We start from the raw sequence: 23,672 nt of genomic DNA, 5'->3' as shown, positions 1-23,672 counted from the left end.
GTGGACTAAATGCTATTGGCCACCAGGGGCCCCAAGCTGGACCAACTGTGCACGTTGGTGAGCGTTTGAACCGAAAACCGCGCAAATTCAAGGAAAAAGCGGACAACTTGCCGGAATTAAGTGACGAAGCTCACCTAGACCGGTCTAGTCGGCTAGATTACAGGCTTCCCGATTTGGAACTCCGGGCCTCCCTCGCGTAAAGTAATTCGAGGTTCGGGGAGCAAGAAACTCCGCGAAACGCAAGATGCGCCCATAGCTCAGCTGGATAGAGCGTCTGTCTACGGAACAGAAGGCCGGGGGTTCGAATCCCTCTGGGCGCACAGAGCAAGGCCCGTATCGGTTCGCCGATACGGGCCTTTTGTCATTAAGTTACGCATTTCTGCAGTCGCCGGATTGACGACGGCGGCACTCCCCGCCTCAAAGGAGGCGGGCGTAGGCTGGACGAATGACGCCTGCAACGCTGCAACGTGAATTCGATGTCATTGTGATTGGCGCCGGTGCCGTGGGGGAAAACGTCGCCGACCGGGTGGTCCAGGGCGGCCTGACGGCGGTCCTCGTTGAAGCCGAACTGGTGGGCGGCGAATGCTCATACTGGGCCTGCATGCCATCCAAAGCCCTGCTCCGCCCCGGCACCGCCCTGCACGGCGCACAGGCCGTACCCGGCGCAGCGGAAGCCGTCACCCTGACACTGGATGCAGCGGCAGTCCTGAAGCGCCGGGACTATTTCACCGCAAACTGGCAGGACGACAGCCAGGTGAAGTGGCTGGAAGATACCGGAATTGAGCTGCTCCGCGGCCACTGCTGGATCACCGCACCACACACCGTTGAAGTAGCCGGGCTGGACGGCAACACTTATGAGCTCAAGGCGCGTCACGCCGTCGTCCTCGCCACCGGCTCCACGCCAACCACACCTTCCATCAACGGCCTGGCGGACCTTCAGGTCTGGGGCACACGCGAAGCCACCTCGGCCAAGGAGGTACCGGAGCGCCTGGCTGTGATCGGCGGCGGCGTCGCGGGCAGCGAGTTGGCGCAGGCATTCGCACGCCTGGGCTCGGACGTGACGCTGGTGGCCAGGAGCGGCCTGCTGGGCACGTTCCCCGCGGAGGCCAGCAAACTTGTAGTCGCGGGGCTGCGCGCGGACGGCGTGGCGGTCCGCCTCAACACATCCACCGAGAGTGTCCGGGAAAACGACGACGGCACGTTCACCCTGACACTTCAGGACCCGACGGCGGACGGCCGCACAACCGTCATTGCAGACAAGGTCCTCGTTTCAACAGGCCGGCATCCCGCCCTCGAAGGCCTCGGCCTGGAAAGCCTGGGTTTCGAGGCGCAGCACGGACAGCCGCTGAAACTCACCACAGACTCCACTGGACTAGTCCAGGGCCTCCCGGACGTCCCGGGCACCCCGAACGTTCAGGGCGAGGAGGGCTCGGATGGAGTGGATCCCTGGCTCTACGCTGTTGGCGACGCCGCCGGCAGCAACTTTTTCACCCACCAGGGCAAGTACGAGGCCCGCGCTACCGGCGACGCCATCGCAGCCCGCGCCAAGGGTGAACTCCGCGGCACCCCAAAGCCCTGGAGCCGCTACGCCCACACCGCAAACCAGCATGCCGTTCCCAGCGTGGTGTTCACCGACCCCGAACTGGCGGCCGTGGGGCGCACAGTGGAACAGGCGAAGCGGGACGGCTACAACGTGTCGTCCGTGGAACTGCCCATCGAGGTATCAGGATCTTCCCTGCACTCCGAACACTACGAAGGCTGGGCGCAACTGGTGGTGGACGAGGACCGCCGAGTCCTGCTCGGCGCCACGTTCGCCGGCCCGGACGTGGGTGAACTGCTGCACGCCGCCACCATCGCAGTGGTGGGCGAGGTCCCGCTGGAGCGGCTGTGGCATGCGGTGCCGTCGTTTCCCACCGTCAGCGAGGTGTGGCTGCGGCTCCTGGAGAAGTACGGCTTGTAGTCGGGGCCGCAAGTGTCCGTTCGGGCTGGTTTGCTCCCCTGCGCCACTCTGCCTTCTATTTGAACTGACCAGTCAGTTCAGTTAGACTTGGGACGGACATACCCCGTCGAAAGGCCATTCTTGCTCTCCGTACAGCAGCTCCATGTGAAAGGCCGGCGCGACGATTTGCTCCCGCCCACCTCTCTGCGGGTCGGCCGGGGTGAGCTCCTCCTCGTCACCGCCGAACGCCAGGACCAGCGGACAGCCCTCGCCCTGACCATCAGCGGGCGCATGAAACCCACTGGCGGCCGGATCTCGTGGGACGCCAACGAACGCACCAAATCCCTCAGGCTCGCGAGCGCCCTGGTGGATTCCCCCAATGTGAATGAGCCCGAGCAGCACCTCAGCGTCCGGGACCTTGTCACCGAGGACCTCGTGCTGATCCCCCGCCGCTACCGGGGCGCGCTGCTCAGCAAGCCTTGGCTCAAGGTCAACAGTTTCGAGGACATCGCGGACTTGTGGACTGAGCAGCTGGCCCCGGACCGGCGCATTGAACTGCTGACAGCCCTGGCCCTCGCCAACCCGCACACCGATCTCCTGGTGGTGGACTCCCCCGACAGGCACGGTGCGCACTCCGCGGACTGGCTCCCGCGGCTTGAGGAGCTGGCGTACGACGCCGGCCGGCCGCTCGCCGTCGTCGTCACCGTTACTTCGCTCCCGACAGGGTGGACGCGGCCGGCCGCGGTGATCGGCAACGCCTTCCCCGACGCCGACGAAGCACCCGATGCGCCGGCTCTCACAGACGAAGAAACCGAATCCCTCCTACTTGAAACTGAGGATGCCAAGTGACCGTGCTGCGGCTGGCCCGTTCCGAACTCAAGCGGATGACCGGCGGGTTGCTGCCAAAGCTGACCATCCTGGCCCTGATCATGGTGCCGCTCCTGTACGGGGCCGTGTACCTGTACGCCAACTGGAATCCCTACGGGAACCTGAACCAGATCGAGGCCGCCCTGGTGGTTGAAGACACCGGCGCCACGTCCAGCGACGGCACCGGGCTCCAGGCGGGCAAGAAAGTGGCTGACGGCCTCGTGGAGGGCAACGTTTTCAACTGGCAGGGGGTCCCCACGGCGGCTGAGGCCGATGCAGGGGTCAGCAGCGGCAAGTACGCGTTTGCGCTGAAGATCCCGGCGGAGTTCTCGGCGAACCTGGTCTCCCCCGGCAGCTTCGACTCAGCCAGCCAGGCGATGCTGAACGTCACCACCAACGATGCCAACAACTATCTGCTGAGCACCATCGTGGACAAACTGACCACCGCGGTGCACACAACTGTGGCCAAGGAAGTGGGCGAAGAGACGGCGAACCAGCTGCTCACCGGCTTCGGCACCATCCACGCCCAGATGCTCAAGGCCGCAGACGGCGCCGGGCAGGTGGCGGACGGCGTGGCAACCCTCCGCGACGGGACGGTCACCCTGCATACGGGCACCAGCGAGCTCAGCGCTGGAGCCGGCGAGCTCTACAACGGGCAGCTGAAATTGCGTGACGGCGCCAATCAGCTGACCGACGGCGCCGGGCAGCTCAGCAGCGGGCTCTCCGTCCTGAAAGAGACGACCGCCATGCTGCCCACCGACACCCGGACCCTGGCCAACGGCGCGGCCCAGGTGGCCGCGGGGAATGCGCAGCTGAACACCAAGGTCCAGGACGTCGTCACCCAGCTCGATGCCGCGGACCAAGGACTCCGGACGCGCGTGATCGAATCGAATGCCCGCCTGGTCGCCTCCGAAGTGATCACCCAGGTGCAGGCAGACAAAATCCTGGCCGACTTCGATACGGTGGCAGCCTCCAGCCCCGTGGCCGCGGCGAAAACCCGGATCCAGACCGACGCCACCCAGATCCAGCAGCTCGCGGACGGCTCCGAAGCCGTGAGCGTCGGCGCAGCCCAGCTGGCCACGGCCACCCCTGCGCTGAAGGACGCCGTTGTTCAGGCCTCCGGTGGCGCAGACCAACTCCATACCGGGGCGGCCACGCTGGCCACCGGCGAGCAGTCTGCGCTGGACGGCACCGGGCACCTCGTCCAGGGAGCGCAAACGCTCGACGCCGGCGCGGGGCAGCTTGAGGCGGGGGCCGCCACCGCAGCTGACGGCTCACGGACGTTGGCCGACGAAATTGCCAAGGGAGCCGGCCAGGTGCCCAACCCGGACGATTCGCAGAAGAGCAGCCTCTCAGAGGTGATTGCTGATCCGGTTGCGGTCAGCAACGTCTCGCAGGCAAAGGCGGACTCCTACGGTGCCGGGCTGGCACCGTTCTTCCTGACGCTCGCCTTGTGGATCGGCATCTTCATGCTGGTCCAGGCGATGCGGCCCATCACCCAGCGGGCCCTGGCGTCGAACGCCCCGGCCTGGAAGATCGCCGTCGGCGGATGGCTTCCGTTCCTGGCCGTTTCGGTGGTGCAGGCGAGCCTGCTGACCCTCGTGGTGGATCTGGCGCTGGGCCTCAACCCCGCTCATCCGGTGCTGATGTGGCTGTTTATGCTGGCCGCGGCCATGGCCTTCAGCGCCATCATCCAAGGCATCGTGGCGCTGCTGGGGTCACCCGGCAAGCTGGTGGTGCTGATCCTGCTGGTGCTACAGCTGGTGTCCTCGGGCGGCACGTTCCCCTGGCAGACCACCCCGCAGCCTCTCCATGTTGTCCACGAAATCCTGCCCATGGGCTACGTGGTCACGGGGATGCGGCACCTCATCTACGGCGCGGAGCTGTCCGGGATCGTGCCCACTGTCCTGGGGCTGCTCGGCTACACATTGCTGGGCGCGGCGATGTCCACGTTTGCTGTCCGGAAGCACAAGTACTGGACCCTCAAGACGCTCAAGCCGGAGATCGCGGTATGAGCCAGCCGGTTCCCGGAGCTGGGGTGTCTGATCCTGGTGTGCACGATCCTGCCGTCACTGATCCCGGCGGGCACGATCCTGTTGACCATGTTCCCGCCGCGCCCGAGCCGGCCATGCATGGGCCAGCCGAGAAGAAACTCCGCCCGGCCCGGACCAACGCCACCCGGCAGAAGCTCTTCGACGCATCCATGGAGCTGATCGGCCAGCGTGGCGCAGCTGGCGTCACCGTGGATGAGATCGCCGCGGCGGCGGGTGTCTCCAAGGGCACCGTCTACTACAACTTCGGCAGCAAGTCGGACCTGATCGCGCAGCTGCTGCGGCACGGCGTGGACATCCTGAAGGCACGCCTGATCAGCGAGGCCAGGCAGCCCGGCTCCGATCCGCTCGTGTCCATGGAGGCAATGATCGGCCAGGCCATGGATTTTATGGCCGATTACCCATCCTTCGCCCGTTTGTGGGTGAGCGAAAACTGGCGGACTCCCAGCGAATGGCGGGACACGTTCGCGGTGCTCCGGGCTGAACTCCTGGCAGTGATCGGCGCGGCCATAGAGAGCGTGGCTGCCGTCTATCCGGTGGACGAAACGATCTCGCGGGGCAGCCTGGAAACGGCGATCTTTGGCGCCTGCTTTGTGGTGGGGCTGGACCGGCAGACCTACAACCCCGAACGCACCCGTGACCAAAGCGTTGCAGCAATTATGGCAATCATGCGCGGCTATGTCGTGAAGTAGCAGGATGATTGAACACATGCGCCACATGGGTAACAGCGGGAAGTTCGCCGTGATCGCGGCTGTCGCCGCCCTGGGCATGCTGGTGCTCACCGCCATCACCCTGGAGGAAGCCGTGATGGTCACGTTCCTGGGCCTGGTTGCGCTGGCCTACGTGGCGGCCATAGCGGAGGTCCTGGCCCGCGGGCGCCGCTTTGTGCTGGTGGCCACCGCTGCGGGTTCCAGCTTCACCATTGCCTTCTCCCTGGCCTTCGTCAGCACCTGGGAATTGGCCTTCGCCGAGCAATCATCATTCTTCGGCACACCGCTCCCCACCGGGGATCCGGACAACTATTTCTACTGGGGTGCAGCCTCAGCAGTTGCCACCCTCGTGTTCCTCTTCCTTGGCACCGTCTGGCCCGCGGGAAGGCGTCCGGGAACGGTGAAACGGAAGCCCTCACCGGCCAAGCGGCGGCCCGCGTCCGGCGCAGGAGGGCCCGCTGGGCGGCGCCCGGCAGCCGGGGGCACTGCCACACGGACCGCGGCCACAGCTCAGCGCGCGTCAGGGACCCGCGCACCCGCCCGGATGCCAGCCTCGGCAGCCAAGCGGCCGTCGTCGTCCGCTTCCCCGGTCCGCAAGCCGGCACCCAAGCCGGGCACCACAACGGGCGCCAAACCGGCACCCCGCCGCTGACTTAGCCGCAGACCGCGCCGGCCTCGGCCAGCGAGTACCGCCGTCGCCACTCCTCCCAGGAGGAGCAGCCCGCCAGCCAGTTCAGCCGGCGTCGGGACCTCCCCCAGTGCCAGCCAGGCAGCGCTCATGCCCACCACGGGAACCAGCAGGGTGAAAGGCACCACGGCCGACGACGGGTAGCTGGCCAGGAGCCGGTTCCAGATTCCGTACCCCACCAGCGATGCGAAAATGGCCGTGTACAGCGCACTCAGGACCGTGGCCGGCTGGAGGTCTGCCAGGGTGCTGAACACCGCCTCCGGGCCGTCCACCAGCAGCGACAGTCCGGCGAGGGGAAGGGGCACTACTGCTCCGGACCAGACCACCAGCCCCAGCCCGGAGGCGGCCTTGGCCTGCCGAGCAATGACGTTCCCGGCAGCCCAGGACAGCGCGGCTCCCAGGACGATGATGAGCGGCAGCAGCGGGGCCACGGCACTGCGGCCGACGGCTACCACGGTCAGGCCCGCAACGCCGAGAACGACGCCGGCCAGTTGGCTCCGGCTGGGCCGCTCGCGCAGTAAGCCGGCAGCCAGAAGCACCGTGAGCAGTACCTGCGCCTGGAGGACCAGGGAGGCCAGCCCTGCCGGCATGCCCAGCGCCATGGCCAGGTAGAGGAGGCCGAACTGGCCCGCGCTCATAAAGACGCCGACGCCGACGATCGCCTTCCAGCTGACGTCCGGCTTCCTGATGAAGAAAATCCAGGGGAAGACCACGAGGAGGAACCGCAGGGCCACAAACAGCAGCGGCGGAACCTCCCCGCCGTTCGCATGAAGGCCGACATCGATGGCCACGAAGTTCAGGCCCCAAAGGACGGCGACGAGGGCGGCAAGGAGGGAGTGGCGGAGGTTCACGGTCCCACTCTCGCAGAAGAACAGATGAAGCACCAGCGTTGAATTTTGCGTCACATCATGTACGTTTGCTTCATGATTGAGATCGGTTCGCTCCGGGCATTGGCTGCGATTGAACAACACGGTTCGGTCATAGCGGCCTCGGAGGTAATGGGCTTCAGTCCTTCGGCCGTCTCCCAGCAGATCAAGAAGCTGGAGAAGCAGACCGGGTTCCCCGTCCTGGAGCGCCGCGGCCGCGGCGTGCTGCTGACCGAGCGCGGGCTCACCCTGGCAGCCTACGGCCGGCGCATCCTGTCGGAGCTCGAGGAACTGGAATCCACCCTCTTGGCGGATCCGACCAAACCCTCAGGGCGCCTCAAGGTTGTTTCCTTTTCCACCGCCTGCCGGGGCCTGGTGGGGCCGTTGCTGGGACGGCTGGCTTCATCCGGAGCGGAGCTGGAGATCAGCGTACTGGCGGAGGACCCGCGGGAAGCGGTGGCGCGGGTGGCCAACGGGGAGGCGGATCTGGGTGTGGTCCACAACTGGAACTCTGTCCCGCTGGTGATACCGGAGCACATGGCGCTCGACTGGCTGTGCGAGGACGTTGCGGACGTTCTGGTGCACCGCGACCATGCGCTGGCCGGACGCAGCCAGGTGGAACCGGCCGACCTCGTCGACGAACGGTGGATCAGCACACCGCACGGCGCCATCTGCAACGAGGCCCTGCTGCGGATCTTCGCTGATCGAGGCCGGGTGCCGGACATCCGGGTCTACGATCCTGACTTTTCAACCCACATCGCCCTGGTGGAGCAGGGGGCCGTGGTTGCGCTGGTCCCCCGCCTCGGCCGGCCTGCGCTGCCTGCGGACGTCGTCGCCCTGCCCCTGGTCAACCCCATGCAGGTCAGGCAGGTGGGCATCGTGTACCGCCGGACCATGGCGGCCAGCCCGGGCATCCAGCACGTCGCCGGACTGCTGCGCGAGGTCGCCGCTACGCGCGGAGTTGCCGGGTCCCCTGCGGTCAGTGGCCTCGCGGGACCTTGAACTTGGTCAGCCGGGCGTCCTGCCCATCCAACTCGGCCCAGGACTTTTCCGTTTCCAGCACCGTGAGGGCGCTGGTGGGGTAGCGGGTGGCGGCGTCCATGTAGGCGTCGTGGTTTGAGTCGCGTGAGGCCAGGTGCATGGCGAGGTCCTGGACGCCAGGCATGTGCGAGATCAGCATCAGCGTGGTCACGGTGTCAGGCACATGGTTGACCACGGCGAGCATCCGCAGCGCAGAGGCCGCGTAGAGGCCGTCCTCAAGTTTCGGCGTCGGGGCCTTGTCCCCCAGCTCGGAGCACACCCAGGTGCAGGTCTGGCGGGTGCGGAGCGCGCTGGAACACAGGATGAAGTCCGGGAGGATACCGTGCTTGACCAGCCACTTGCCGGCCAGGGGCGCCTCGCGGTGGCCCCGTTCCTCCAGCGGCCGCTCATGATCCGCCACGCCTCCGGGCCAGTCAGCCTTGGAATGCCGCATGATCACCAGGCGTTTGATGTGGTGGTCGCTCATCCCCCAAGCCTAGACCCGCAGGACCCACGGCGCCGCCGTCGAGCAACAGCCGCGGAGGCCAACACTCGCGGGTCCCGAACGCACAAAAGCGGAATTGCGCGTAGTGCCGCATCGCCGGGGCCCACGCCGCCAGGGTTCCCTGGCCGAGCTTGCGAGGCTAGTGAGGCGGTACGAGCGCAGGCGCAGAGGGGTCGTGCCGCCTTTTCGCGGTACGGAAGTAAGGACTAGATCGAGTATTCCGGAGCGGCCCAGACAATCACTTCGGGATGCTCGTAGAAGCGGTAGCCCTGGCCGCGGACGGTGCGGACGGTGTTGGCGAGACGGCCCAGCTTGGAGCGGAGCCGGCGGATGTGGACGTCGATGGTGCGCTCGTTCGGGACTTCCTCGGCGTTGCGCCACAGGCCCTCAAGCAGCTCATCGCGACCAACCGTGCGGGTACCGTTTTCCACCAGGTAGTTCAGGAGCTCAAATTCCTTGAAGGTCAGGTTCAGGGACTCGCCGTCAAGGTGGACTTCGCGGCGGGCAAGGTCGATCAGGACGCCGGACGGACGCGGGTCCTGGGGCTGCTGAAGCCGGGCAGTCTCGGTGCGCTTCTGTGCATTCACGGTGGGGTCACCAAAGGTGGACCGGACGACGTCGAGCGCGGAACCGGGGGTGCCGGCCGGGGCCACGGCAACGGCGGCGTAGCTTTCGGCGCCGGTCACGAGTGACTGTGCGTAAGTGCGGATTTCCTGGGCAAGCTTGGCAATGGAGGTGCCGGCAGCCGCTGCGGTTTCCTCGTCGATGCCCATGTAGAGGACAAATCCACGGGCAACGGTGTCGTTGGCGACCGGCCGCCCGGCGTTTGGACCAGCGATAACCGGGGTGGGCGCGGTAAGCGGTGCGGCTTCGGCAGGCTGGACAGCGCGGAGCTGGCCGTAGGAATTTGGATTGTAGCCTTGCGGTGCGTAGCCGGGGGCAGGAAAGCTGGCGCCGGGGGCTGCCGGGACGAATGCCGGCCGGGCGCCGAAGCCTTGGCGGAGGCCGGAGGCCTGGCCCGCCTTGCCTGCGTTACGGACGGAGATATGGACGTATCCGGATGCAACTGACATGAATGCTTACCTCAATGTGAATGGCCGTCATCGCGGCTCGAATGCTGAATTTCCCCGCAATGAGATCTGGGGAGGGCGCCCTACGCTGGGCTTGGGGCGCTGGGCTTGGGGGCGAATGCCTAGGAACTCCGCGGGGTCTGAAGGTCAGGCGTGCATTCGACAACAGCGCATGTCGGCAGCAGCGGATGTGCTGGGCCAATATTCTGCGGCTGCAGGTGCTGTTGAGTTCTTGTTCACAATTCAAAGTGTGCAACGTAACAATGAGAACTTGCAAGTAACAATGGGTGCGTTGTCCCGCATAGTGAGACAGAATGCGGATTTGTGTCATGGATCACCATTCTTATATGACGACAAATTAGCGGCTGCTGTCCGTCGAAGGTGTGCAAATAGCCTATTTTGGCGAACAATGTTCGTCCATTCGCGGTGTTAAGTCCTTGAAATTCACCGCAGTATGGCTTCCTGAAATTGCTTGCTGCCTTTTGCCGCCTGTCCAGCGGAAACGGCTCCAGCCCGTGCATTAGCTGCACCCATCTCTCAGCACCCAGCTCGCGAGGCTGGGATTCACAGCGTGCGCACAGGAACCCCATAGCGCGGGCTAACTCAATAACCGGAGAGTTGTCCCATGGCCACTTCGCACTCCATGACCAACAACCTTCCGCGACTGACCCACCCGGACGGCTCCCCCATCCGTGCCCTGGTGGTTGACGACGAACCCAGCCTCTCCGAACTGATGAGCATGGGGCTGCGCATGGCCGGCTGGTCTGTTGCCGTTGCCGCCGATGGCCCCGAGGCCGTGAAGCTCGCCAAGGAGTTCCGCCCGGACGTCCTGGTACTGGACGTGATGCTGCCGGGCTTCGACGGCGTTGAGCTGCTGGGCAGGATCCGCGCCTTCGCCCCGGAGGTGCCTGCGCTTTTCCTGACCGCCAAGGACGCCGTCCAGGACAGGATCCTGGGCCTCGCGGCCGGCGGGGACGACTACGTGACCAAGCCGTTCAGCATGGAGGAGGTCCTGCTGCGGCTGCACCGCCTGGTCCAACGGTCCGGCGTTGCCGCGATGGACACAGCCGAACTTGTGGTGGGCGATCTTGTCCTCAACATCGACACCCGCGAAGTGACCCGTGCGGGCGATGACCTCCAGCTCACGGCCACCCAGTTCGAACTGCTCCGGTACCTCATGGAGAATCCTAAACGCGTCATCAGCAAGGCCCAGATCCTTGACCGCGTCTGGAATTACGACTTCGGCGGCCAGGCCAACATCGTGGAACTCTACATCTCATATCTGCGAAAGAAAGTGGATGCCGTCCATCCGCCCATGATCCACACTGTGCGCGGCGCCGGATACGTCATCAAGCCGGCGGACTAGGCCGTGTCCTCACCGCGAGCAAGCCCAGCACCGGCCCGGAGCTGGCTGAAACCTGACACGTGGCACCTGCGCACGCGACTGATCCTGTTGGCCATGGCGCTGCTGGTGGCCATCTGCGGCGCTGTGGGCCTGTTCAGTTACGCTTCCATGGACTCCTTTCTGACCGGCCAGCTGGATGAACAACTGAGCCAGGCCGCCAAACTCTCGAACGGTCCCGGCCGTCCGGGTTTGGGCGGATTCAACGCCCGGACAGACCCGCTCGACGCCCGCGGGCAGAGCGTAGGAACGCTGAATGCGCGTATTCTGGACGGCCAGATCCCCAGCGGCGGCTTCCTGAACTCGGACACCGCACGCCTGGCACTCGACGCGGAAGACAAGCAAACCCTGCTGGCGCTGACCCGGACCGGCTTTCCTGTGGACCGTTCGCTGTCCAACGGGGATTACCGGATTGTGGCCGTGGACACCGGCTACGGCGATGTCCTGGTAACGGGACTTCCGCTCGCTGCCAAGGAGAGCACGCTGACGTCGCTGGTCTGGACTTTTGTGTTCGTTTCCCTTGGCGGCCTGTCGCTGATCGGACTGGCAGGAACCGTGCTCATCCGGCGCACCATGAAGCCGTTGGAGCAGCTTTCCGAGGTGGCAACCCGGGTGGCCCGGCTCCCGCTGGATGCGGGCGAGGTGGCACTCGCGGTGCGCGTCCCGGCGTCGAACTCCAACCCGGAACCGAAGTGGGCAGCGTAGGACACGCCCTCAATCTGATGCTGGATAACGTCGCCAACGCACTCGAGGCGCGGCAGCGGAGCGAGACCAAGGTGAGGCAGTTCGTTGCGGACGCGTCGCACGAACTGCGCACCCCGCTGACCGCCATCCGCGGGTACACGGAGCTGATGCGGATGACCGAGGACTTCACGCCGGACGGCCGAAAATCCCTGGCGCGGGTCCAGAGCCAGTCCGAACGCATGACCACCCTGGTGGAGGACCTGCTCCTGCTGGCCCGGCTCGATGAGGGGCAGCCCCTGAAACTCACCGAAGTTGATCTCACCCAACTCGTCATCGAAACCGTCAGTGACGAGAAAGTCATAGCCCCGGGCCACCACTGGCGCCTTGAACTGCCTGACGAACCGCTCGCCGTCACCGGTGACGCGTCCCAATTGCGTCAGGTGCTGGTCAACCTGCTCTCGAATGCGCGCAAGCACACGCCGCCCGGGACCACCGTGGTCACCGCCGTTACGAGGTCTGCCGATGGCAGCGCAGCGGTGACTGTAACGGACGACGGCGGCGGCATCCCTGCGGAGTTCGTGGACCATGTTTTCTCCCGGTTTGCCCGCGCAGACGCGGCCCGCAAGGGCACGGCACCGACCTCGGGCGCCGGGGCGTCGGAGGGCACCAGCGGCCTGGGCCTGTCCATTGTCCAGTCCATCATGGAGGCGCACGGCGGGAACGTGGAAGTGACATCGCGGGCCGAGCGGACAGAGTTCGCCTTGCTCCTCCCCGCCGGTGCGGTGGCGCAACCAGCCGAAGCGCGAGGACAGCAAGGCGACACACCGTCGTCGTGATTCCTGTTACCAAAATGTGACTTAAGCGTCCAGCTCCTGTACCGTCGAACAGGTGCGGATCCCGTTCGGGCCGCATATCCGGATGACGCCAAGCTCTGCCGCTTCCCGGATTCCGATTTCAGAGGCAGAGGCGGGGGACCCACCGTCCCGGGCACCAAGTGCCCTTTGGGGTTAAGCCAACACGTGATTGTGCCGTGTGGCCGGATGCCCTTATCCGAACCCGACAGCTAACTCCGCAGGTGTGAGAGGCGATCCATCATGTCTGAATTCAAGGTAGAAACACGCCCGCAGGGCGACCCAGAGTCCAACAGCCACCGCAAGCAGACCCGCGTCGGTGCAGCAATGTCCCCACTGTCCAAGGCGGCCCGGATTCCCTCCGTGGGCCAGCGCGTCGCCGTGTTTGCGACGGCGTGCGCCCTCCTGGTCGGCGTCAGCGCCGCAGCACACGCTTCCGAATCCGCGTCGCTTGCAGCCAGCGCGGACCAGTCCGCCGAAGAAGCCAGCGCCCAGTCGAAGCTGAGCTTCGAAGCAGCCCAGATCCAGACCCCGGCCGCCCCGGAAGCTGCACCGGCCGAGATCAACGTGGCGCCCCAGGCTGCCGAACCCGCACCTGCCCCGGCCCCGGAGGCCGTCCCGGCGCCGGCTCCCGAGCCTGTCCCGGCACCTGTTGTGGCCGTCAACGACCCCGCAGGAGCCCAGGCCTACGCCGCCGGTCAACTGGGGACCTACGGCTGGTCCGCTGACCAGATGCAGTGCCTGCAGACGCTGTGGACCAAGGAATCCGACTGGACCACCACGGCCACCAACGCCAGCAGCGGCGCGTACGGCATCGTCCAGTCGTTGCCCGCTGAGAAGATGGCGAGCGCTGGCGGGGACTACCTCACCAACTACCGCACGCAGATCAACTGGGGCCTGAACTACATCCAGGAGCGCTACCAGTCACCGTGCGGCGCCCTGAACTTCCACCTGTCGCACAACTGGTACTAGGCCGGCTCCAGTCCCCTGGGCCGGCGGCCCGCGGCGTCCGGTTCCACGGAGACTGTCACTGCACCGTAGTCCGGGATGTGGAGCACTCCTGCCGGCAATTCGCCCGTGTTGGGGCCCACGGCCACAGTCCGGATCCCCGCGGCAACACCTGCCGCGATTCCGGCGGGTGCATCCTCGAACACAAGGGCGTCCGCCGGCTGCACGCCCAGCAGCCCGGCTGCCTTCAGGTACCCTTCCGGGTGCGGCTTGCCCCGTGTGACCAGTTCCGCCGTCACGGCCGTGGCTGGCATGGCGAGTCCCGCGGCGTCCATGCGGATGTCTGCAAGGGTCCTATCCGCTGAGGTCACCAGCGCCACGGCCTCGGCCGGGATGCTTCTAAGCAGCTCGGCAGCCCCAGGCAACGCGACGATACCGGAAGTCCGCACCCTTTCCACGGCGCCGAGTTCGGCAGTGAGCGCCACAACGTCGGCTCCGGCCGGCGCGAACCGGCGCACCGTATCCGCGGCCTGGATGCCGTGCGAAGTGCGGAGGATTTCGGCGATGTCCAGACCGTACCGGGCCGCGAATTCTCCCCATACCTCCTCCACTACTGCTGTGGAGTCCACCAGAGTGCCGTCCATGTCGAAAAGTACGGCACGACAGGTCAGTGCTCGTGTGGCGGCAGGTGTAGGGATGTTCATGCTGCCTATTTTGCCTCACACGCCACGTGGGCGGCCTGGATGTCACTGCCCACATCTGCAGGCTTGGCGCCGTACCTGGGGGCGTCATTGAGGCCCTCGCCGAGACAGATGGAGCAGGCGGAACCCGGCGGGGTCAGCTGGACGAAGCGGATGCCTTCCATCGGCCACACGTTAACTGCGGCGGCGGGAAAGCGGAAGAACTAAATTCTGGAGGAGCCCATAACTAGCCGGCAATGCCGTACAGGCGGTCGCCGGCGTCGCCGAGCCCCGGAATAATGTAGGACTTCTCGTCGAGCCGTTCGTCGATGGACGCCAGGACGATGGTGACGTTCGCCTCGGCGAGCTCCTCTTCGAGCTTGGCCAGGCCTTCCGGCGCGGCCAGGAGGCAGATGCACGTGACGTCTGAGGCGCCGCGCTTGAACAGGAACTTGATGGCTTCGCGCAGGGTTCCTCCGGTGGCAAGCATGGGATCCAGCACAAAGATCTGCCGGTCCGTCAGGTCTTCCGGGAGCCGCTCCGCGTAGGTGATGATGTCCAGAGTTTCCTCGTCGCGGGCCATGCCCAGGAAGCCCACCTCAGCTGTGGGGACCAGTTTGGTCATGCCCTCAAGCATGCCGAGCCCGGCGCGCAGGATGGGAACCACCAGCGGCGTGGGCTTGGTGAAAGCGGTGCCCACAGTGGTGCTGACCGGCGTCTCAATGGTGACCGGCTGGGTGCGGACCTCGCGGGTGGCTTCGTAGGCCAGGAGGGTCACCAACTCTTCCGTCAGCTGCCGGAAGACCGGCGACGGAGTGTTCTTGTCCCGCAGGACGGTGAGTTTATGGGCGACCAGCGGGTGGTCCACAACGAGAGTGCGCATGCGTCAAAACTATCACCCACGCGGGCAGCCTCCGGCCGGGAATCAGCTCGACGGATCATCCCGCAGGACTGGGTGTTCGAACGTCGGCGCCGGGCCCGCGTGCTCGCGTTTCCGCAGCACGTGGAAGAGCCGGTGCGCCAGGATCACGATGCCAACCCAGGCAAGGCCCAGGAACCAGCCGGCCATCACATCCGTGAGCCAGTGGTGGCCCAGGAACACCCTGCTCAGGCCCATGGCGATGATGAAGATCACCCCGGCGGTGATGGCCGTGATGCGCGCCGACAGCATTTCGAACTGCAGGCACATGACGTACACCACGACACCGATCACCACCGTCGTGTTCAGGGTGTGGCCGCTGGGAAAGGACGGCGAAGTCTCGAAGGGCGGGACCGCTTCGGAGTGGTCCGGGCGGGTACGGCCAACCAAGCGCTTGCCCACAGTGGTAGCCACTGTGGAGACAGCCGCGGCACCGCCCACCAGGATGATCGGCCGCCAGGTCCGGCTCAGGAACGTCAGCCAGCCGGTCAGGATGCTGGCCAGGATAGGCATGCCGATGCCCCCGCCGATGTTGGTCAAAGCGGTTACCCCGGCATCCAGCGCCGGGTTCCGCAGGCTCTGGGACAGCTCCAGCGCGGGCAGGTCCAACGACGTCAGTCCTGCGTCGTCCACTACGTTGTTGTAAACCTCAGCACCCAGCAGTGCCAGGATGACCACCAGCACACCACCCACCAGCATGGTGAGCCACAAGGCGGCATAGGGCTTGAACCATTGGCCTACACGGCCCCTGAATGTATCGCCGTCCACGAATTCCTCCTGGCGTCAGTGGGTGTCAAGGATGGATATCCTTCGAAACTATCATTGAGCCATGGCCGCTGCAGGAAAGAACCACATCGAATGGATGGGTCTTGCCCTGGACGAAGCCCGGCGCGCCCTGGCCACCGATGACGTGCCCATCGGCGCAGTGGTGATAGGGCCCGACGGCGCCGTGCTGGGTACCGGACGGAACCAGCGGGAAGAGCTGGGAGACCCCACCGCCCACGCCGAGGTGGTAGCCATCCGCCAGGCTGCGGACAGGTTGCGTGCCTTGTCCAAGCTCGACGGCGGCACCGGGGATGGCTGGCGGCTTGCGGACTGCACACTGGTGGTGACCCTGGAACCGTGCGCCATGTGCGCCGGCGCGGTGGTGCTGGCCAGGATTCCCCGCGTGGTTTTCGGAGCCTGGGACGAGAAGGCCGGAGCGGCGGGCTCGGTGTTCGACGTCCTCCGCGAGCGCCGGCTCAACCACTGGGTTGAGGTGTACGGCGGCGTCCGGGAAGAGGAGTGCGGAACGGTCCTCAGGGACTTTTTCGCTGCGCACCGCAGCCAGCTGTAACGCGGCTTAGCCGGCGGCATCAAGGGCGTCGATCCTGTCCTGGCGCGAGGCTGGTGAGTCCAGGCTGAAGGAGCGGAAGTCGCCCAGTTCCTCCCGGATCCAGGCCTCTACCTCGCCGATGCGCCGGGATACTGCGGGCGTGGCCCCGCCAAAGAGCCAATGGGCGATCCGGAATTCCCCCGGATCGTATTGCCACAGTCCGATGATCCGGCCGCGGTCGAAGATGGGGTGGTCCGGCAGATCAGCCTGCAACGCCAACGTGGACCCCAGGACCTGCCTTCCCTTGTCCTGCTCGGCAAACAGATCTCCCGAGTTCCTGCGGAGCAGGACCAACGAGTCAGTGCCGGCCAGCAGCTGAATCTGTTCCTCGGCCGGCGCCTCGAACGACGCAAGCCGTCCAACGTCGTCGGGCAGCACCCATAGCATCTCGCCCTTGGCGGTGGGAATTTCCACCGCCCCGGTGGCGGCCAACGCAGCCTTGGTGTGGGCCAGGGTGAACCCGGTGAACCATTGCGACTGCTTGACCGTGGCACCGCCAGTCCAGCCGAGGTAGCGCTGCAACAGGAGGCTGCGCGCGGCGTCGTCGTCCATGGCGGTGCGCGCCAGACCCCACAGTGTGTAGGCGTAGCGCTGCTGATCCAGCCGGCCGTTGGCGGGTACGCGCCGGATCCGGCCGTCCGCTTGGAGGAGGCCCAGTGCCGTTGGCAACGTGGTGGCCGCGCCTTTCTTTTTGCCCTCCTCGCCGAGGTTCCGGACCGAGGCGCCCAGCAGGTCCTTGAGCTGTTTGGGGTCCAGTGGGCTGCCGGCCTCGGCCAGGGCGTGGAGGATCTCCTCCTCCAGGAGCGTGATCTCGCCACGCTCAACGCCCATTCTTGCCAGCGCACGGAACGGCGCCACGGCGGCGTCCCGGCCGATCTGGAGGCCCCACGCAAAGTCATCCCTTCCCAGCACGTAGGTGCAACCTCGGGCGGTGGGCAGCTCGTGGATTTTCAGCGCCAGGACGTCGGCATCCGCCTGCGCGCGGCTGGTGCCGGCGCGGGCAAAGAGCGTGAGGTAGGGGTTGGCTCCGCCGACGGAACGGGCCCAGCCGGCCCTGCTATACACGTCGGCGGCGTCCGCGCCCAGCAGTGTGCCATCGAGGCCCTGCTTGTGCCAGGCCCATGCCCTGAGGAGCTCTGGAGTGAGCACCTGCGGATCCGGGGCATCGCGGCTTACTGCCGGTGGGATCACGGCCGGTGGAATCAAGACGGTGGCGGAGCTCGGGAGCGTGGTCATGGCTTATTGTCCACCGGCCGTCCCTGTGGCGATAGGCTTCCCTTCGGCAGTCACTGCTTCAGCAGATCCACCGAGGATTTCCAGGACGGTCCGGGCGGTGGAGTCCCAGCCGGGCAGCCGTTCCCGTGCCGCCAGGGCAGCCGCACGCCAGCCGGCGCGGAGGGATTCATCCACCAGCCACCGCCGGATCACGGCAGCGAGCACGTCCGCGTGGTGGTCTTCAGGTCCATTGCCACGAGGTGCGTCGCCTTCGGATCCGGCGAGTCCGACGGCGGCACCTGGCACCGCATATATCCCGCCATCACGTTCACCACCACGCCCGCCGTCCGTTCTTCCCGCGAGCCTGCGGGTGAATCCCCCGGCGAGGCCCAACGCGTCCACGGCACCGGTTCCCTCCCGCACAATGACAGGGATGCCGTGGGCCAGCGATTCCGTCACCACAAGCCCAAAGGCTTCGGCCCGCGACACAAGAATGCTCAGGTCCGTCCGGTTCCATTCGTCCGCCAAGGCCGTCCCGGCGAGCTGGCCTGTCACACGCACCCTGCCTTCCATTCCAGAGGAGGCAATGGCTGCCCGGACCTGTGCCGCATAGGCGGGGTCGGCGTCGTCCGTTCCTACCAGGGACGCTGTCCAGGCGAGGTCCTGGAGCCTGGCCAGCGCGGCCACAATCAGCAGCTGGTCCTTGTTAGGGAGCAGCGCGGCCACCGCAATGATGTGGGGCGGGGACGAACCTGACGCCACCGGGGCTGGGTCCGTCCCGGGCAGGGCAATCCGGGTGGCGGGGAGCCCGTGCTTTTCTTCCGCCGAGGCCGCGGCGGACAAACTGGTGCAGATCACTCCGGCGGCCGCCCGCAGTGCCCGCCCTTCGCCGTCGGCGTGGTTGGGCGACGGCATATGCTGTAGGACCCAGGTGTCTTGTCCGGCGGCCGCGGCGTACTCCAGTTCGTCAGGGGCACCGCATGCAATCAGCCCGTCCACGAGGGTGACGGTTCCCGGGGTGGTGTCCGCCTGTGGTGAGTCCGCCCTTGCGTCCCAGGCGCCCAGCAGGCCGCCCAGCCGCCGTCGTTCTCCAGCGCTGGCGTCAGGCCACGAACCTTCCACCGCCAGTATCTCGACGGTAACCCCCAACGATCTCAGGCCTTGGGTGAGCAGTGCGTTGTAGACATTGCCGCCGGAGTTGTGGCGGATATTGGCGGGGACCAGGAACCTGACCAGCATGGGATCAGGCGGACAGGTCAAGGGTGTAGGCGGCCCAGGCATCCGGATTTTCGCGCAGGGTGACGTCGATTCCCGCGAGCTCGCGGCCGTCGTCGTCATCCTTGAGCTTGGCTGCGACGGCGTGGGCGATGTACTCGGCAAGTGCTTCGGTGGTGCTAAGCCTGCCCACGAAGTCCGGATGTTCGTCCAGGTTTTTGTAGTTAAGGCCGGACAGCACGTCCTCGATGATGCCGCCCGCAGCGCCGATGTCCAGGACGATCGAGTCCTGGTTCAGCGCACGACGGCGGAATGTCACCTCCGCCACGAACGTCGCCCCGTGGAGGGCCTGGGCCGGGCCGAATACCTCCCGCGGGAGGCTGTGGGCGATCATAAAGTGACGTCTGACGGTCAGGCTGAACACTGGCTACTTCCTGTCTTTGGGGTTGGCTTCGGCTGGGCTGTCGTGCCCGGGGTTGTACGCTCCAAGGCTGTCAGCGTTGGGGTATTCGATCACGTGGCACAGGGCTTCGAGGGTGCCGTCGGCGAGGTTCTGAACTACCGCCGGAAGGTCCGTGAACGGAGAGACACCGGTAAGGAAGGCATCGAAGACCGGGTCCTTGAGGAGCTCAACAGCCAATTCCAGGCGCTCAGCCGTGGTTCGGCGGTGCCGCCGCGCCCGGGAAACCACCCCCACCTGGCTGGCCCGGATGGAGAGGCGGCGGGCGTGAAAGTCCTCTCCCAGCGGCAGCGTGACTTTTCGGTTGGCGTACCAGGACATCTCGATGATCTCCCCCTCATAGCCGGCCAGCTGCAGGCTGCGTTCGAGGCCTTCCTGGGAGGCAGAGCAGTGGAATACGATGTCGCAGTCCGATTTGGCATCATCGGGGTGGGCGAACCCCACGCCCAGCTTGTCCGCCAGGTGCCTACGTTCCGGGTCAAGGTCCACCAGTTGCAGGCGTGCCAGCGGGAACGTGCGCAGGAGCGTGGCCACCATGCCGCCCACCAGACCGGCACCGACGACGGCGATCCTGTCCCCCAGCCTCGGCCCGGCTTCCCAGAGGGCATTCACGGCGGTTTCCACGGTACCTGTGAGGACGGCGCGGCGGGCCGGGACGCCGTCGGGAATCCTGGTGAGGGCGTCCGTGGAAATGACATAGCGGTCCTGATGTGGATTGAGGCAGAAGACCTTCTGGCCCGCCCAGTTTTCGGGCCCCGCCTCCACAATGCCCACCGAGAGATACCCGAACTTCACGGGCGACGGGAAGGTGCCCTCTTGGTGCGGTGCGCGCATCTCCTCGGCCACGCGTGGTGGGACGGAGCCGGTGTGGACCACGATTTCCGTGCCCTTGCTGATGCCTGAATACAGCGTGCGGACCAAAGCGTCGCCGGGTCCGGGGGCGGGCAGAGCCTCGTTCCGAAGCTCGCCTTGTTTCGGCCCCGTAGTCCAGTACGCGGTTGCCTGTGCCTCTTTGCCTGAATTCGTCATCTTGCTTATGAATCTAGTCCGCGGGCGCTCTCCGCGACACCCACTCCGGTCGAGATGACACTTGAAGCCCTTGAAATCGGGGCCGCAACTGTCCGTTCGCACTGAAGTCCCAGTTCGGGTAGGGGTCGTCGGGCAGCGGACCGTCGGGAAGAGCGTCCGAGAACAGGGAATAGCCGGGCGGTTCATTGTCTGGCAGCTGAAGTTCAGCAGCATGAAGTTCGGGAAAGGGATCGCCCCCCACGGGTTCGCCCGGAATTTCGTCTTCGGGCACTCCTCAATCTGCACGGGGCGCCAGCGCTGACCATTGGCCCGACAGTTGTGGTGGCCAGCGTGGTGGTTCCCAGTCGGGGTGTTCGCTGGGGTAGTGGCGTCCGGTGGGTGAGATCCAGCCGGGTGGTTCGTTCTTGGTGGCGCTGCTGGGTTTCCAGGCTGTGGTGTGGCGGAGTCGGTGGTGTTTGTGGCAGGGCTGGCCGAGATTGCTGATCCCGGTGCTGCCTCCGTGGGCCCAGGCGAGGAGGTGGTCCGCTTCGTTGTCCAGGGACTGGTTGCTGCAACCCGGGAACGGGCATTTGCCGTCGCGCAGTCTGAGCCATTGGCGTTGCGCTTTCGTGAGCCGGTAGCTGGTCCTCCCGATCTCCAGCGGAGCACCGTCCCGCGGATCGATCAGGACCCGACGAAAGGACTCCGCACCTTCCGCCGCGAGTTGGCGGGCCATGGACGGTGGGATCGGTCCGTATCCGTCGAGCATGGCCGGTTCATCCGTGAGGCCCAGCAGCGCAAACACCGGCACGGTGATGAGCACCTGTGCCCGGGGCGAGGGAACACCGCCGCTCACGGCGATGCCCCCGGTCTCTTGGTGGCTCGTTTCACCGGTCGCGCTGCCGCTGTTTTCCCTACCCTCATCACCGGTTCCGGCCCCGGCGCTGGCGCTGGTGTCGGTCAGGAGCCAGGTCGCGACGGTGTCTGCGCGGAGCTGGCTGAGGGTCCGGCCCTCATGAGGCCCCTGGAGGGCCCGGGCGGCTGTGGTGGTGCGGTCCCAGATCCCGGCCGCCTGATCGGCGGGCAGGTACGCGGAGAGCCAGGCCATCCCGTCACGGTCCGGGGCGTACTCCACCCGCCGATCGGCAGCACTCCTTGCGTGGCGCTTTTCGATGCTGACCGGATGATGGCGTTCCCGCCAGGTGCGGGCCTTGTGCCGGAACCTCCCGGGGGCGAGCTCACCGGCCGGGCACCCACGGGCCGGATTCGCGACGTCCGGGTCCAGGAAATGCCCTTCGAGAGCTTGCGAGCCTGCAGGGTCCAGGTTCACGGTTTCATCGACCATGATCCTCGCGTGCTGCCACGAAATGACCCCGGCCTGCAGCGCCGAGAACGTCAGCGGCAGGGCCGTGGTCAGCGCGTGCGCCTCAGCGAGCAGGGCACTGGCGGCGCGGTCACTGACCGTCAGCACGCAGGCGACCTCAGCGACGACAGCCATCTCCTGCCCGCCATGGTCCTGCGGCGACTCAGCAGGGCCCGCCAGGGCCTCGGCAGCGGCGCTGTAACCGGCAGCCAGCCAGACCTTCAGGGCAGCACTTTTCGCGTCCAACCGTGAGATCTCCGCCAGCCCGTCCAGGAAATCATCCGCTACCCGGCGCAACGGATCAGCATCCCCGAAGCCGGCGGCTTCCGGCCCGCCCCGGAGCACAGCAGCAAGCTCCGCGAAAGACACCGAAAGGGCCTCCGCCGTCGCCACAGCTGCTCTGCTATCCATACACAAATCATCCCGTGAGGGTCCGACAATAACGCCGAGGCCCAATGGCTATGTGGAAAACTCCGCGGCCTTCCTCGGCCCCCTGACCGTGCAGCACGTCGAGGGCGCTACATTGGAGGCCCAACTGTCCGTTCGAGTTGAAGAGTGGGACTCAATTGCCCCTTCGTACTGGAGCTGCGCTAAGTGTCCCTTCGCCATGAGGGGCTGAACACATGCCGTTTTGTGGATGGGCGGTATGCTCCGGTAGCCTATTCAGGTTGGTGACGTGTCCGAGCGGCCGAAGGTGCAACACTCGAAATGTTGTTTGGTGTCAAAGCCAACGTGGGTTCAAATCCCACCGTCACCGCCAACTGGCAAGACCCCTGCTTCCCTAGTAAACAAAGGGAAGCAGGGGTTTTGTTTTGCCCCAAACTTGGCCCCTTGATTCGTTGAGGTTGCCGTACGTCATGGAGCGCGGAATCTGAAGCAGGTCCGCGATGCGCTGGACAGTACGGTCGCCGGCGCGTGTACGCCGGTTGGAGGCCGCCCCGTCAGCGGGGCGGCCTCCAAGTTTCAGCGCGCTGCGGGCGTTAGTGCTCGGTGCCTGCCACAGCAGCCTTTTTGGCGCTCTTCTCGGCGTCTTTTTCGGCGCGCAGCGCCTCCGCCTCGTGCTGTTCCTCGGCTTTTTCCTGGTGGATAACCTCCGCCAGGAGCTTCTCCATCTCCTTGGCCACGCCAGCGGCTGAGGCCGGGTTCTGGCCGGTCACCAGCCGGTCGTCGACCACGACCATTTCCTCAAAGACGCCAGCGGAGACGTGGGTGGCACCCTGCTCCTCAAGCCGGTCGGCCAAAAAGAACGGGATGACCTTGTCCTTCCCCGCGGCAACTTCCTCGTCGTTGGTGAAGGCCGCCACCTTCCTGCCCTCGACCAACCGAAAGCCGTTGGCCAACTCGACGTTCAACAGTCCGGCTGGCCCGTGACAGACGGCGCCCACCACGCCGCCGGCGTTGTAGACACTGGCTACGAGGTTCTGCAAACCCTTGCTGTCCGGGAAGTCCCACATGGTGCCGTGGCCTCCCACGAGGAAAACGGCGTCGTACTGGTCGGGATCAACGACGTCGACGCGGGCAGTGTTGTAGAGACCGGCGCGCGTGGTCTCGTCCTCCGTGAAGGCAACCTGGATGGGATCTTTTGAGTCCACCTCGTCGCGCGGGGGCTGGCCACCCTTCATGGAGGCAAAGTCGACGAAATGCCCGGAATCTTTGAAGACTTTCCAGGGATGTGCGGCCTCGGCCACGTTGTAACCGGTCTTCTCTCCGGTATCGCCGATCTCGGAAACGCTGGTCAGTACCATGAGGATTTTCTTCATGAAGTGCTCCTTCCGTCTAACGTCCACCCTACGCCCAGCCCACTTTGGACCGTCTCCGTCTTAAAAGGCAACGACA

Annotated in this window: 20 protein-coding genes, 2 tRNA genes, 2 pseudogenes and 1 riboswitch; of the genes and pseudogenes, 11 read left to right on the top strand and 13 right to left on the bottom strand. The window is 65.9% G+C overall.

Going from position 1 to position 23,672, the window contains the following annotated elements; translation table 11 throughout:
* Positions 1–246: 246 nt before the first annotated feature.
* From QK290_RS07140 to QK290_RS07120, 5 genes are all read left to right on the top strand, one after another.
* Positions 247–320: transfer RNA gene (locus QK290_RS07140), tRNA-Arg, on the top strand.
* A 125-nt stretch (positions 321–445) separates the two neighbouring features.
* The gene (locus tag QK290_RS07135; protein ID WP_282329985.1) at positions 446–1,960 is read left to right on the top strand and encodes an NAD(P)/FAD-dependent oxidoreductase; all 1,515 of its coding nucleotides are present in this window, start codon (positions 446–448) and stop codon (positions 1,958–1,960) included.
* A 120-nt stretch (positions 1,961–2,080) separates the two neighbouring features.
* The gene (locus tag QK290_RS07130; protein WP_282329984.1) at positions 2,081–2,788 is read left to right on the top strand and encodes an ABC transporter ATP-binding protein; all 708 of its coding nucleotides are present in this window, start codon (positions 2,081–2,083) and stop codon (positions 2,786–2,788) included.
* Positions 2,785–4,821 carry a YhgE/Pip domain-containing protein gene (locus QK290_RS07125; RefSeq protein ID WP_282329983.1) on the top strand — a complete coding sequence of 679 codons (2,037 nt, stop codon included), beginning with the start codon at positions 2,785–2,787 and terminating at the stop codon, positions 4,819–4,821. Before QK290_RS07130 ends, QK290_RS07125 begins: the two co-directional genes overlap by 4 nt.
* Positions 4,822–4,934: 113 nt before the next feature.
* Positions 4,935–5,549 carry a TetR/AcrR family transcriptional regulator gene (locus QK290_RS07120; RefSeq protein ID WP_282330053.1) on the top strand — a complete coding sequence of 205 codons (615 nt, stop codon included), beginning with the start codon at positions 4,935–4,937 and terminating at the stop codon, positions 5,547–5,549.
* 528 nt (positions 5,550–6,077) lie between these two features.
* Here the strand turns inward: QK290_RS07120 and QK290_RS07115 are convergent.
* Complete coding sequence (locus tag QK290_RS07115) at positions 6,078–7,106, bottom strand: EamA family transporter (protein WP_282330052.1); 1,029 nt, start codon at positions 7,104–7,106, stop codon at positions 6,078–6,080.
* 72 nt (positions 7,107–7,178) lie between these two features.
* Between QK290_RS07115 and QK290_RS07110 the strand changes: the two genes are divergently transcribed.
* Positions 7,179–8,123 carry a LysR family transcriptional regulator gene (locus tag QK290_RS07110; protein ID WP_282329982.1) on the top strand — a complete coding sequence of 315 codons (945 nt, stop codon included), beginning with the start codon at positions 7,179–7,181 and terminating at the stop codon, positions 8,121–8,123.
* On the opposite strand, the gene QK290_RS07105 is transcribed toward QK290_RS07110, so the two are convergent.
* Both QK290_RS07105 and QK290_RS07100 read right to left on the bottom strand, forming a co-directional pair.
* Complete coding sequence (locus QK290_RS07105; protein WP_282329981.1) at positions 8,101–8,628, bottom strand: histidine phosphatase family protein; 528 nt, start codon at positions 8,626–8,628, stop codon at positions 8,101–8,103. The genes QK290_RS07110 and QK290_RS07105 overlap by 23 nt on opposite strands.
* Before the next feature lie 224 nt (positions 8,629–8,852).
* Positions 8,853–9,719 (bottom strand): winged helix-turn-helix domain-containing protein, encoded by an 867-nt coding sequence (locus QK290_RS07100; RefSeq protein ID WP_282329980.1) that lies wholly within the window; start codon positions 9,717–9,719, stop codon positions 8,853–8,855.
* Positions 9,720–10,341: 622 nt separating this feature from the next.
* Between QK290_RS07100 and QK290_RS07095 the strand changes: the two genes are divergently transcribed.
* From QK290_RS07095 to QK290_RS07085, 3 genes and pseudogenes are all read left to right on the top strand, one after another.
* Positions 10,342–11,082, top strand: coding sequence for a response regulator transcription factor (locus tag QK290_RS07095; RefSeq protein ID WP_282329979.1), 741 nt, complete (start codon positions 10,342–10,344; stop codon positions 11,080–11,082).
* Positions 11,083–11,085: 3 nt separating this feature from the next.
* Positions 11,086–12,638 (top strand): annotated as a pseudogene (locus QK290_RS07090) (HAMP domain-containing sensor histidine kinase).
* Between the two features lie 100 nt (positions 12,639–12,738).
* A riboswitch (cyclic di-AMP (ydaO/yuaA leader) is annotated at positions 12,739–12,891 on the top strand.
* A gap of 5 nt (positions 12,892–12,896) precedes the next feature.
* Positions 12,897–13,625: a hypothetical protein gene (locus QK290_RS07085; RefSeq protein WP_282329978.1), complete on the top strand. Its 729-nt coding sequence runs from the start codon at positions 12,897–12,899 to the stop codon at positions 13,623–13,625.
* On the opposite strand, the gene QK290_RS07080 is transcribed toward QK290_RS07085, so the two are convergent.
* From QK290_RS07080 to QK290_RS07065, 4 genes and pseudogenes are all read right to left on the bottom strand, one after another.
* A complete protein-coding gene (locus QK290_RS07080) occupies positions 13,622–14,305 on the bottom strand; it encodes an HAD-IA family hydrolase (protein WP_282329977.1) in 684 nt (227 codons plus the stop codon). The genes QK290_RS07085 and QK290_RS07080 overlap by 4 nt on opposite strands.
* A gap of 77 nt (positions 14,306–14,382) precedes the next feature.
* Positions 14,383–14,469, bottom strand: a pseudogene (locus QK290_RS07075) (glyoxalase); the annotation flags it as partial.
* A gap of 59 nt (positions 14,470–14,528) precedes the next feature.
* Entirely contained in the window at positions 14,529–15,164 is a 636-nt protein-coding gene (upp, locus tag QK290_RS07070) for a uracil phosphoribosyltransferase (protein ID WP_282329976.1), read from the bottom strand.
* Positions 15,165–15,206: 42 nt separating this feature from the next.
* The gene (locus QK290_RS07065) at positions 15,207–15,899 is read right to left on the bottom strand and encodes a phosphatase PAP2 family protein (RefSeq protein ID WP_282330051.1); all 693 of its coding nucleotides are present in this window, start codon (positions 15,897–15,899) and stop codon (positions 15,207–15,209) included.
* 130 nt (positions 15,900–16,029) lie between these two features.
* Between QK290_RS07065 and tadA the strand changes: the two genes are divergently transcribed.
* Positions 16,030–16,536 (top strand): tRNA adenosine(34) deaminase TadA, encoded by a 507-nt coding sequence (gene tadA / locus QK290_RS07060; RefSeq protein ID WP_282329975.1) that lies wholly within the window; start codon positions 16,030–16,032, stop codon positions 16,534–16,536.
* A gap of 6 nt (positions 16,537–16,542) precedes the next feature.
* Here tadA and QK290_RS07055 read toward each other — a convergent pair whose 3' ends face one another.
* The 5 genes from QK290_RS07055 to QK290_RS07035 all read right to left on the bottom strand — a co-directional run bounded on the left by QK290_RS07055 (position 16,543) and on the right by QK290_RS07035 (position 22,247).
* On the bottom strand, positions 16,543–17,811 hold the full coding sequence (locus tag QK290_RS07055; RefSeq protein ID WP_282329974.1) for a crosslink repair DNA glycosylase YcaQ family protein: 1,269 nt from the start codon (positions 17,809–17,811) through the stop codon (positions 16,543–16,545).
* 3 nt (positions 17,812–17,814) lie between these two features.
* The gene (locus QK290_RS07050; RefSeq protein WP_282329973.1) at positions 17,815–19,029 is read right to left on the bottom strand and encodes a glycosyltransferase family 4 protein; all 1,215 of its coding nucleotides are present in this window, start codon (positions 19,027–19,029) and stop codon (positions 17,815–17,817) included.
* Positions 19,030–19,033: 4 nt separating this feature from the next.
* A complete protein-coding gene (locus tag QK290_RS07045) occupies positions 19,034–19,429 on the bottom strand; it encodes a 6-carboxytetrahydropterin synthase (RefSeq protein ID WP_282329972.1) in 396 nt (131 codons plus the stop codon).
* A gap of 3 nt (positions 19,430–19,432) precedes the next feature.
* Positions 19,433–20,494: a zinc-binding alcohol dehydrogenase gene (locus QK290_RS07040; protein WP_282329971.1), complete on the bottom strand. Its 1,062-nt coding sequence runs from the start codon at positions 20,492–20,494 to the stop codon at positions 19,433–19,435.
* Between the two features lie 274 nt (positions 20,495–20,768).
* The gene (locus tag QK290_RS07035) at positions 20,769–22,247 is read right to left on the bottom strand and encodes a DUF222 domain-containing protein (protein ID WP_348994658.1); all 1,479 of its coding nucleotides are present in this window, start codon (positions 22,245–22,247) and stop codon (positions 20,769–20,771) included.
* A gap of 259 nt (positions 22,248–22,506) precedes the next feature.
* Here QK290_RS07035 and QK290_RS07030 point away from each other — a divergent pair.
* Positions 22,507–22,596 (top strand) — tRNA-Ser (locus tag QK290_RS07030).
* 220 nt (positions 22,597–22,816) lie between these two features.
* Here the strand turns inward: QK290_RS07030 and QK290_RS07025 are convergent.
* A complete protein-coding gene (locus QK290_RS07025) occupies positions 22,817–23,596 on the bottom strand; it encodes a type 1 glutamine amidotransferase domain-containing protein (RefSeq protein ID WP_282329970.1) in 780 nt (259 codons plus the stop codon).
* Positions 23,597–23,672: the final 76 nt, after the last annotated feature.

This window comes from Pseudarthrobacter sp. AL07 (assembly GCF_029960665.1).
Taxonomy (GTDB): domain Bacteria; phylum Actinomycetota; class Actinomycetes; order Actinomycetales; family Micrococcaceae; genus Arthrobacter.
Note: the sequence above shows the minus strand (reverse complement) of the source record. Positions and strands in the feature narration are given on the sequence as shown.

Excerpts from the sequence above, each read along its gene's own strand:
- QK290_RS07135 (WP_282329985.1), top strand. The coding sequence starts at position 446 with ATGACGCCTGCAACGCTGCAACGTGAATTCGATGTCATTGTGATTGGC.
- QK290_RS07120 (WP_282330053.1), top strand. The coding sequence starts at position 4,935 with ATGCATGGGCCAGCCGAGAAGAAACTCCGCCCGGCCCGGACCAACGCC.
- QK290_RS07110 (WP_282329982.1), top strand. The coding sequence starts at position 7,179 with ATGATTGAGATCGGTTCGCTCCGGGCATTGGCTGCGATTGAACAACAC.
- QK290_RS07105 (WP_282329981.1), bottom strand. The coding sequence starts at position 8,628 with ATGAGCGACCACCACATCAAACGCCTGGTGATCATGCGGCATTCCAAG.
- QK290_RS07100 (WP_282329980.1), bottom strand. The coding sequence starts at position 9,719 with ATGTCAGTTGCATCCGGATACGTCCATATCTCCGTCCGTAACGCAGGC.
- QK290_RS07095 (WP_282329979.1), top strand. The coding sequence starts at position 10,342 with ATGGCCACTTCGCACTCCATGACCAACAACCTTCCGCGACTGACCCAC.
- QK290_RS07085 (WP_282329978.1), top strand. The coding sequence starts at position 12,897 with ATGTCTGAATTCAAGGTAGAAACACGCCCGCAGGGCGACCCAGAGTCC.
- QK290_RS07080 (WP_282329977.1), bottom strand. The coding sequence starts at position 14,305 with ATGAACATCCCTACACCTGCCGCCACACGAGCACTGACCTGTCGTGCC.
- upp (WP_282329976.1), bottom strand. The coding sequence starts at position 15,164 with ATGCGCACTCTCGTTGTGGACCACCCGCTGGTCGCCCATAAACTCACC.
- QK290_RS07065 (WP_282330051.1), bottom strand. The coding sequence starts at position 15,899 with ATGCTGGTGGGTGGTGTGCTGGTGGTCATCCTGGCACTGCTGGGTGCT.
- tadA (WP_282329975.1), top strand. The coding sequence starts at position 16,030 with ATGGCCGCTGCAGGAAAGAACCACATCGAATGGATGGGTCTTGCCCTG.
- QK290_RS07055 (WP_282329974.1), bottom strand. The coding sequence starts at position 17,811 with ATGACCACGCTCCCGAGCTCCGCCACCGTCTTGATTCCACCGGCCGTG.
- QK290_RS07050 (WP_282329973.1), bottom strand. The coding sequence starts at position 19,029 with ATGCTGGTCAGGTTCCTGGTCCCCGCCAATATCCGCCACAACTCCGGC.
- QK290_RS07040 (WP_282329971.1), bottom strand. The coding sequence starts at position 20,494 with ATGACGAATTCAGGCAAAGAGGCACAGGCAACCGCGTACTGGACTACG.
- QK290_RS07035 (WP_348994658.1), bottom strand. The coding sequence starts at position 22,247 with ATGGATAGCAGAGCAGCTGTGGCGACGGCGGAGGCCCTTTCGGTGTCT.
- QK290_RS07025 (WP_282329970.1), bottom strand. The coding sequence starts at position 23,596 with ATGAAGAAAATCCTCATGGTACTGACCAGCGTTTCCGAGATCGGCGAT.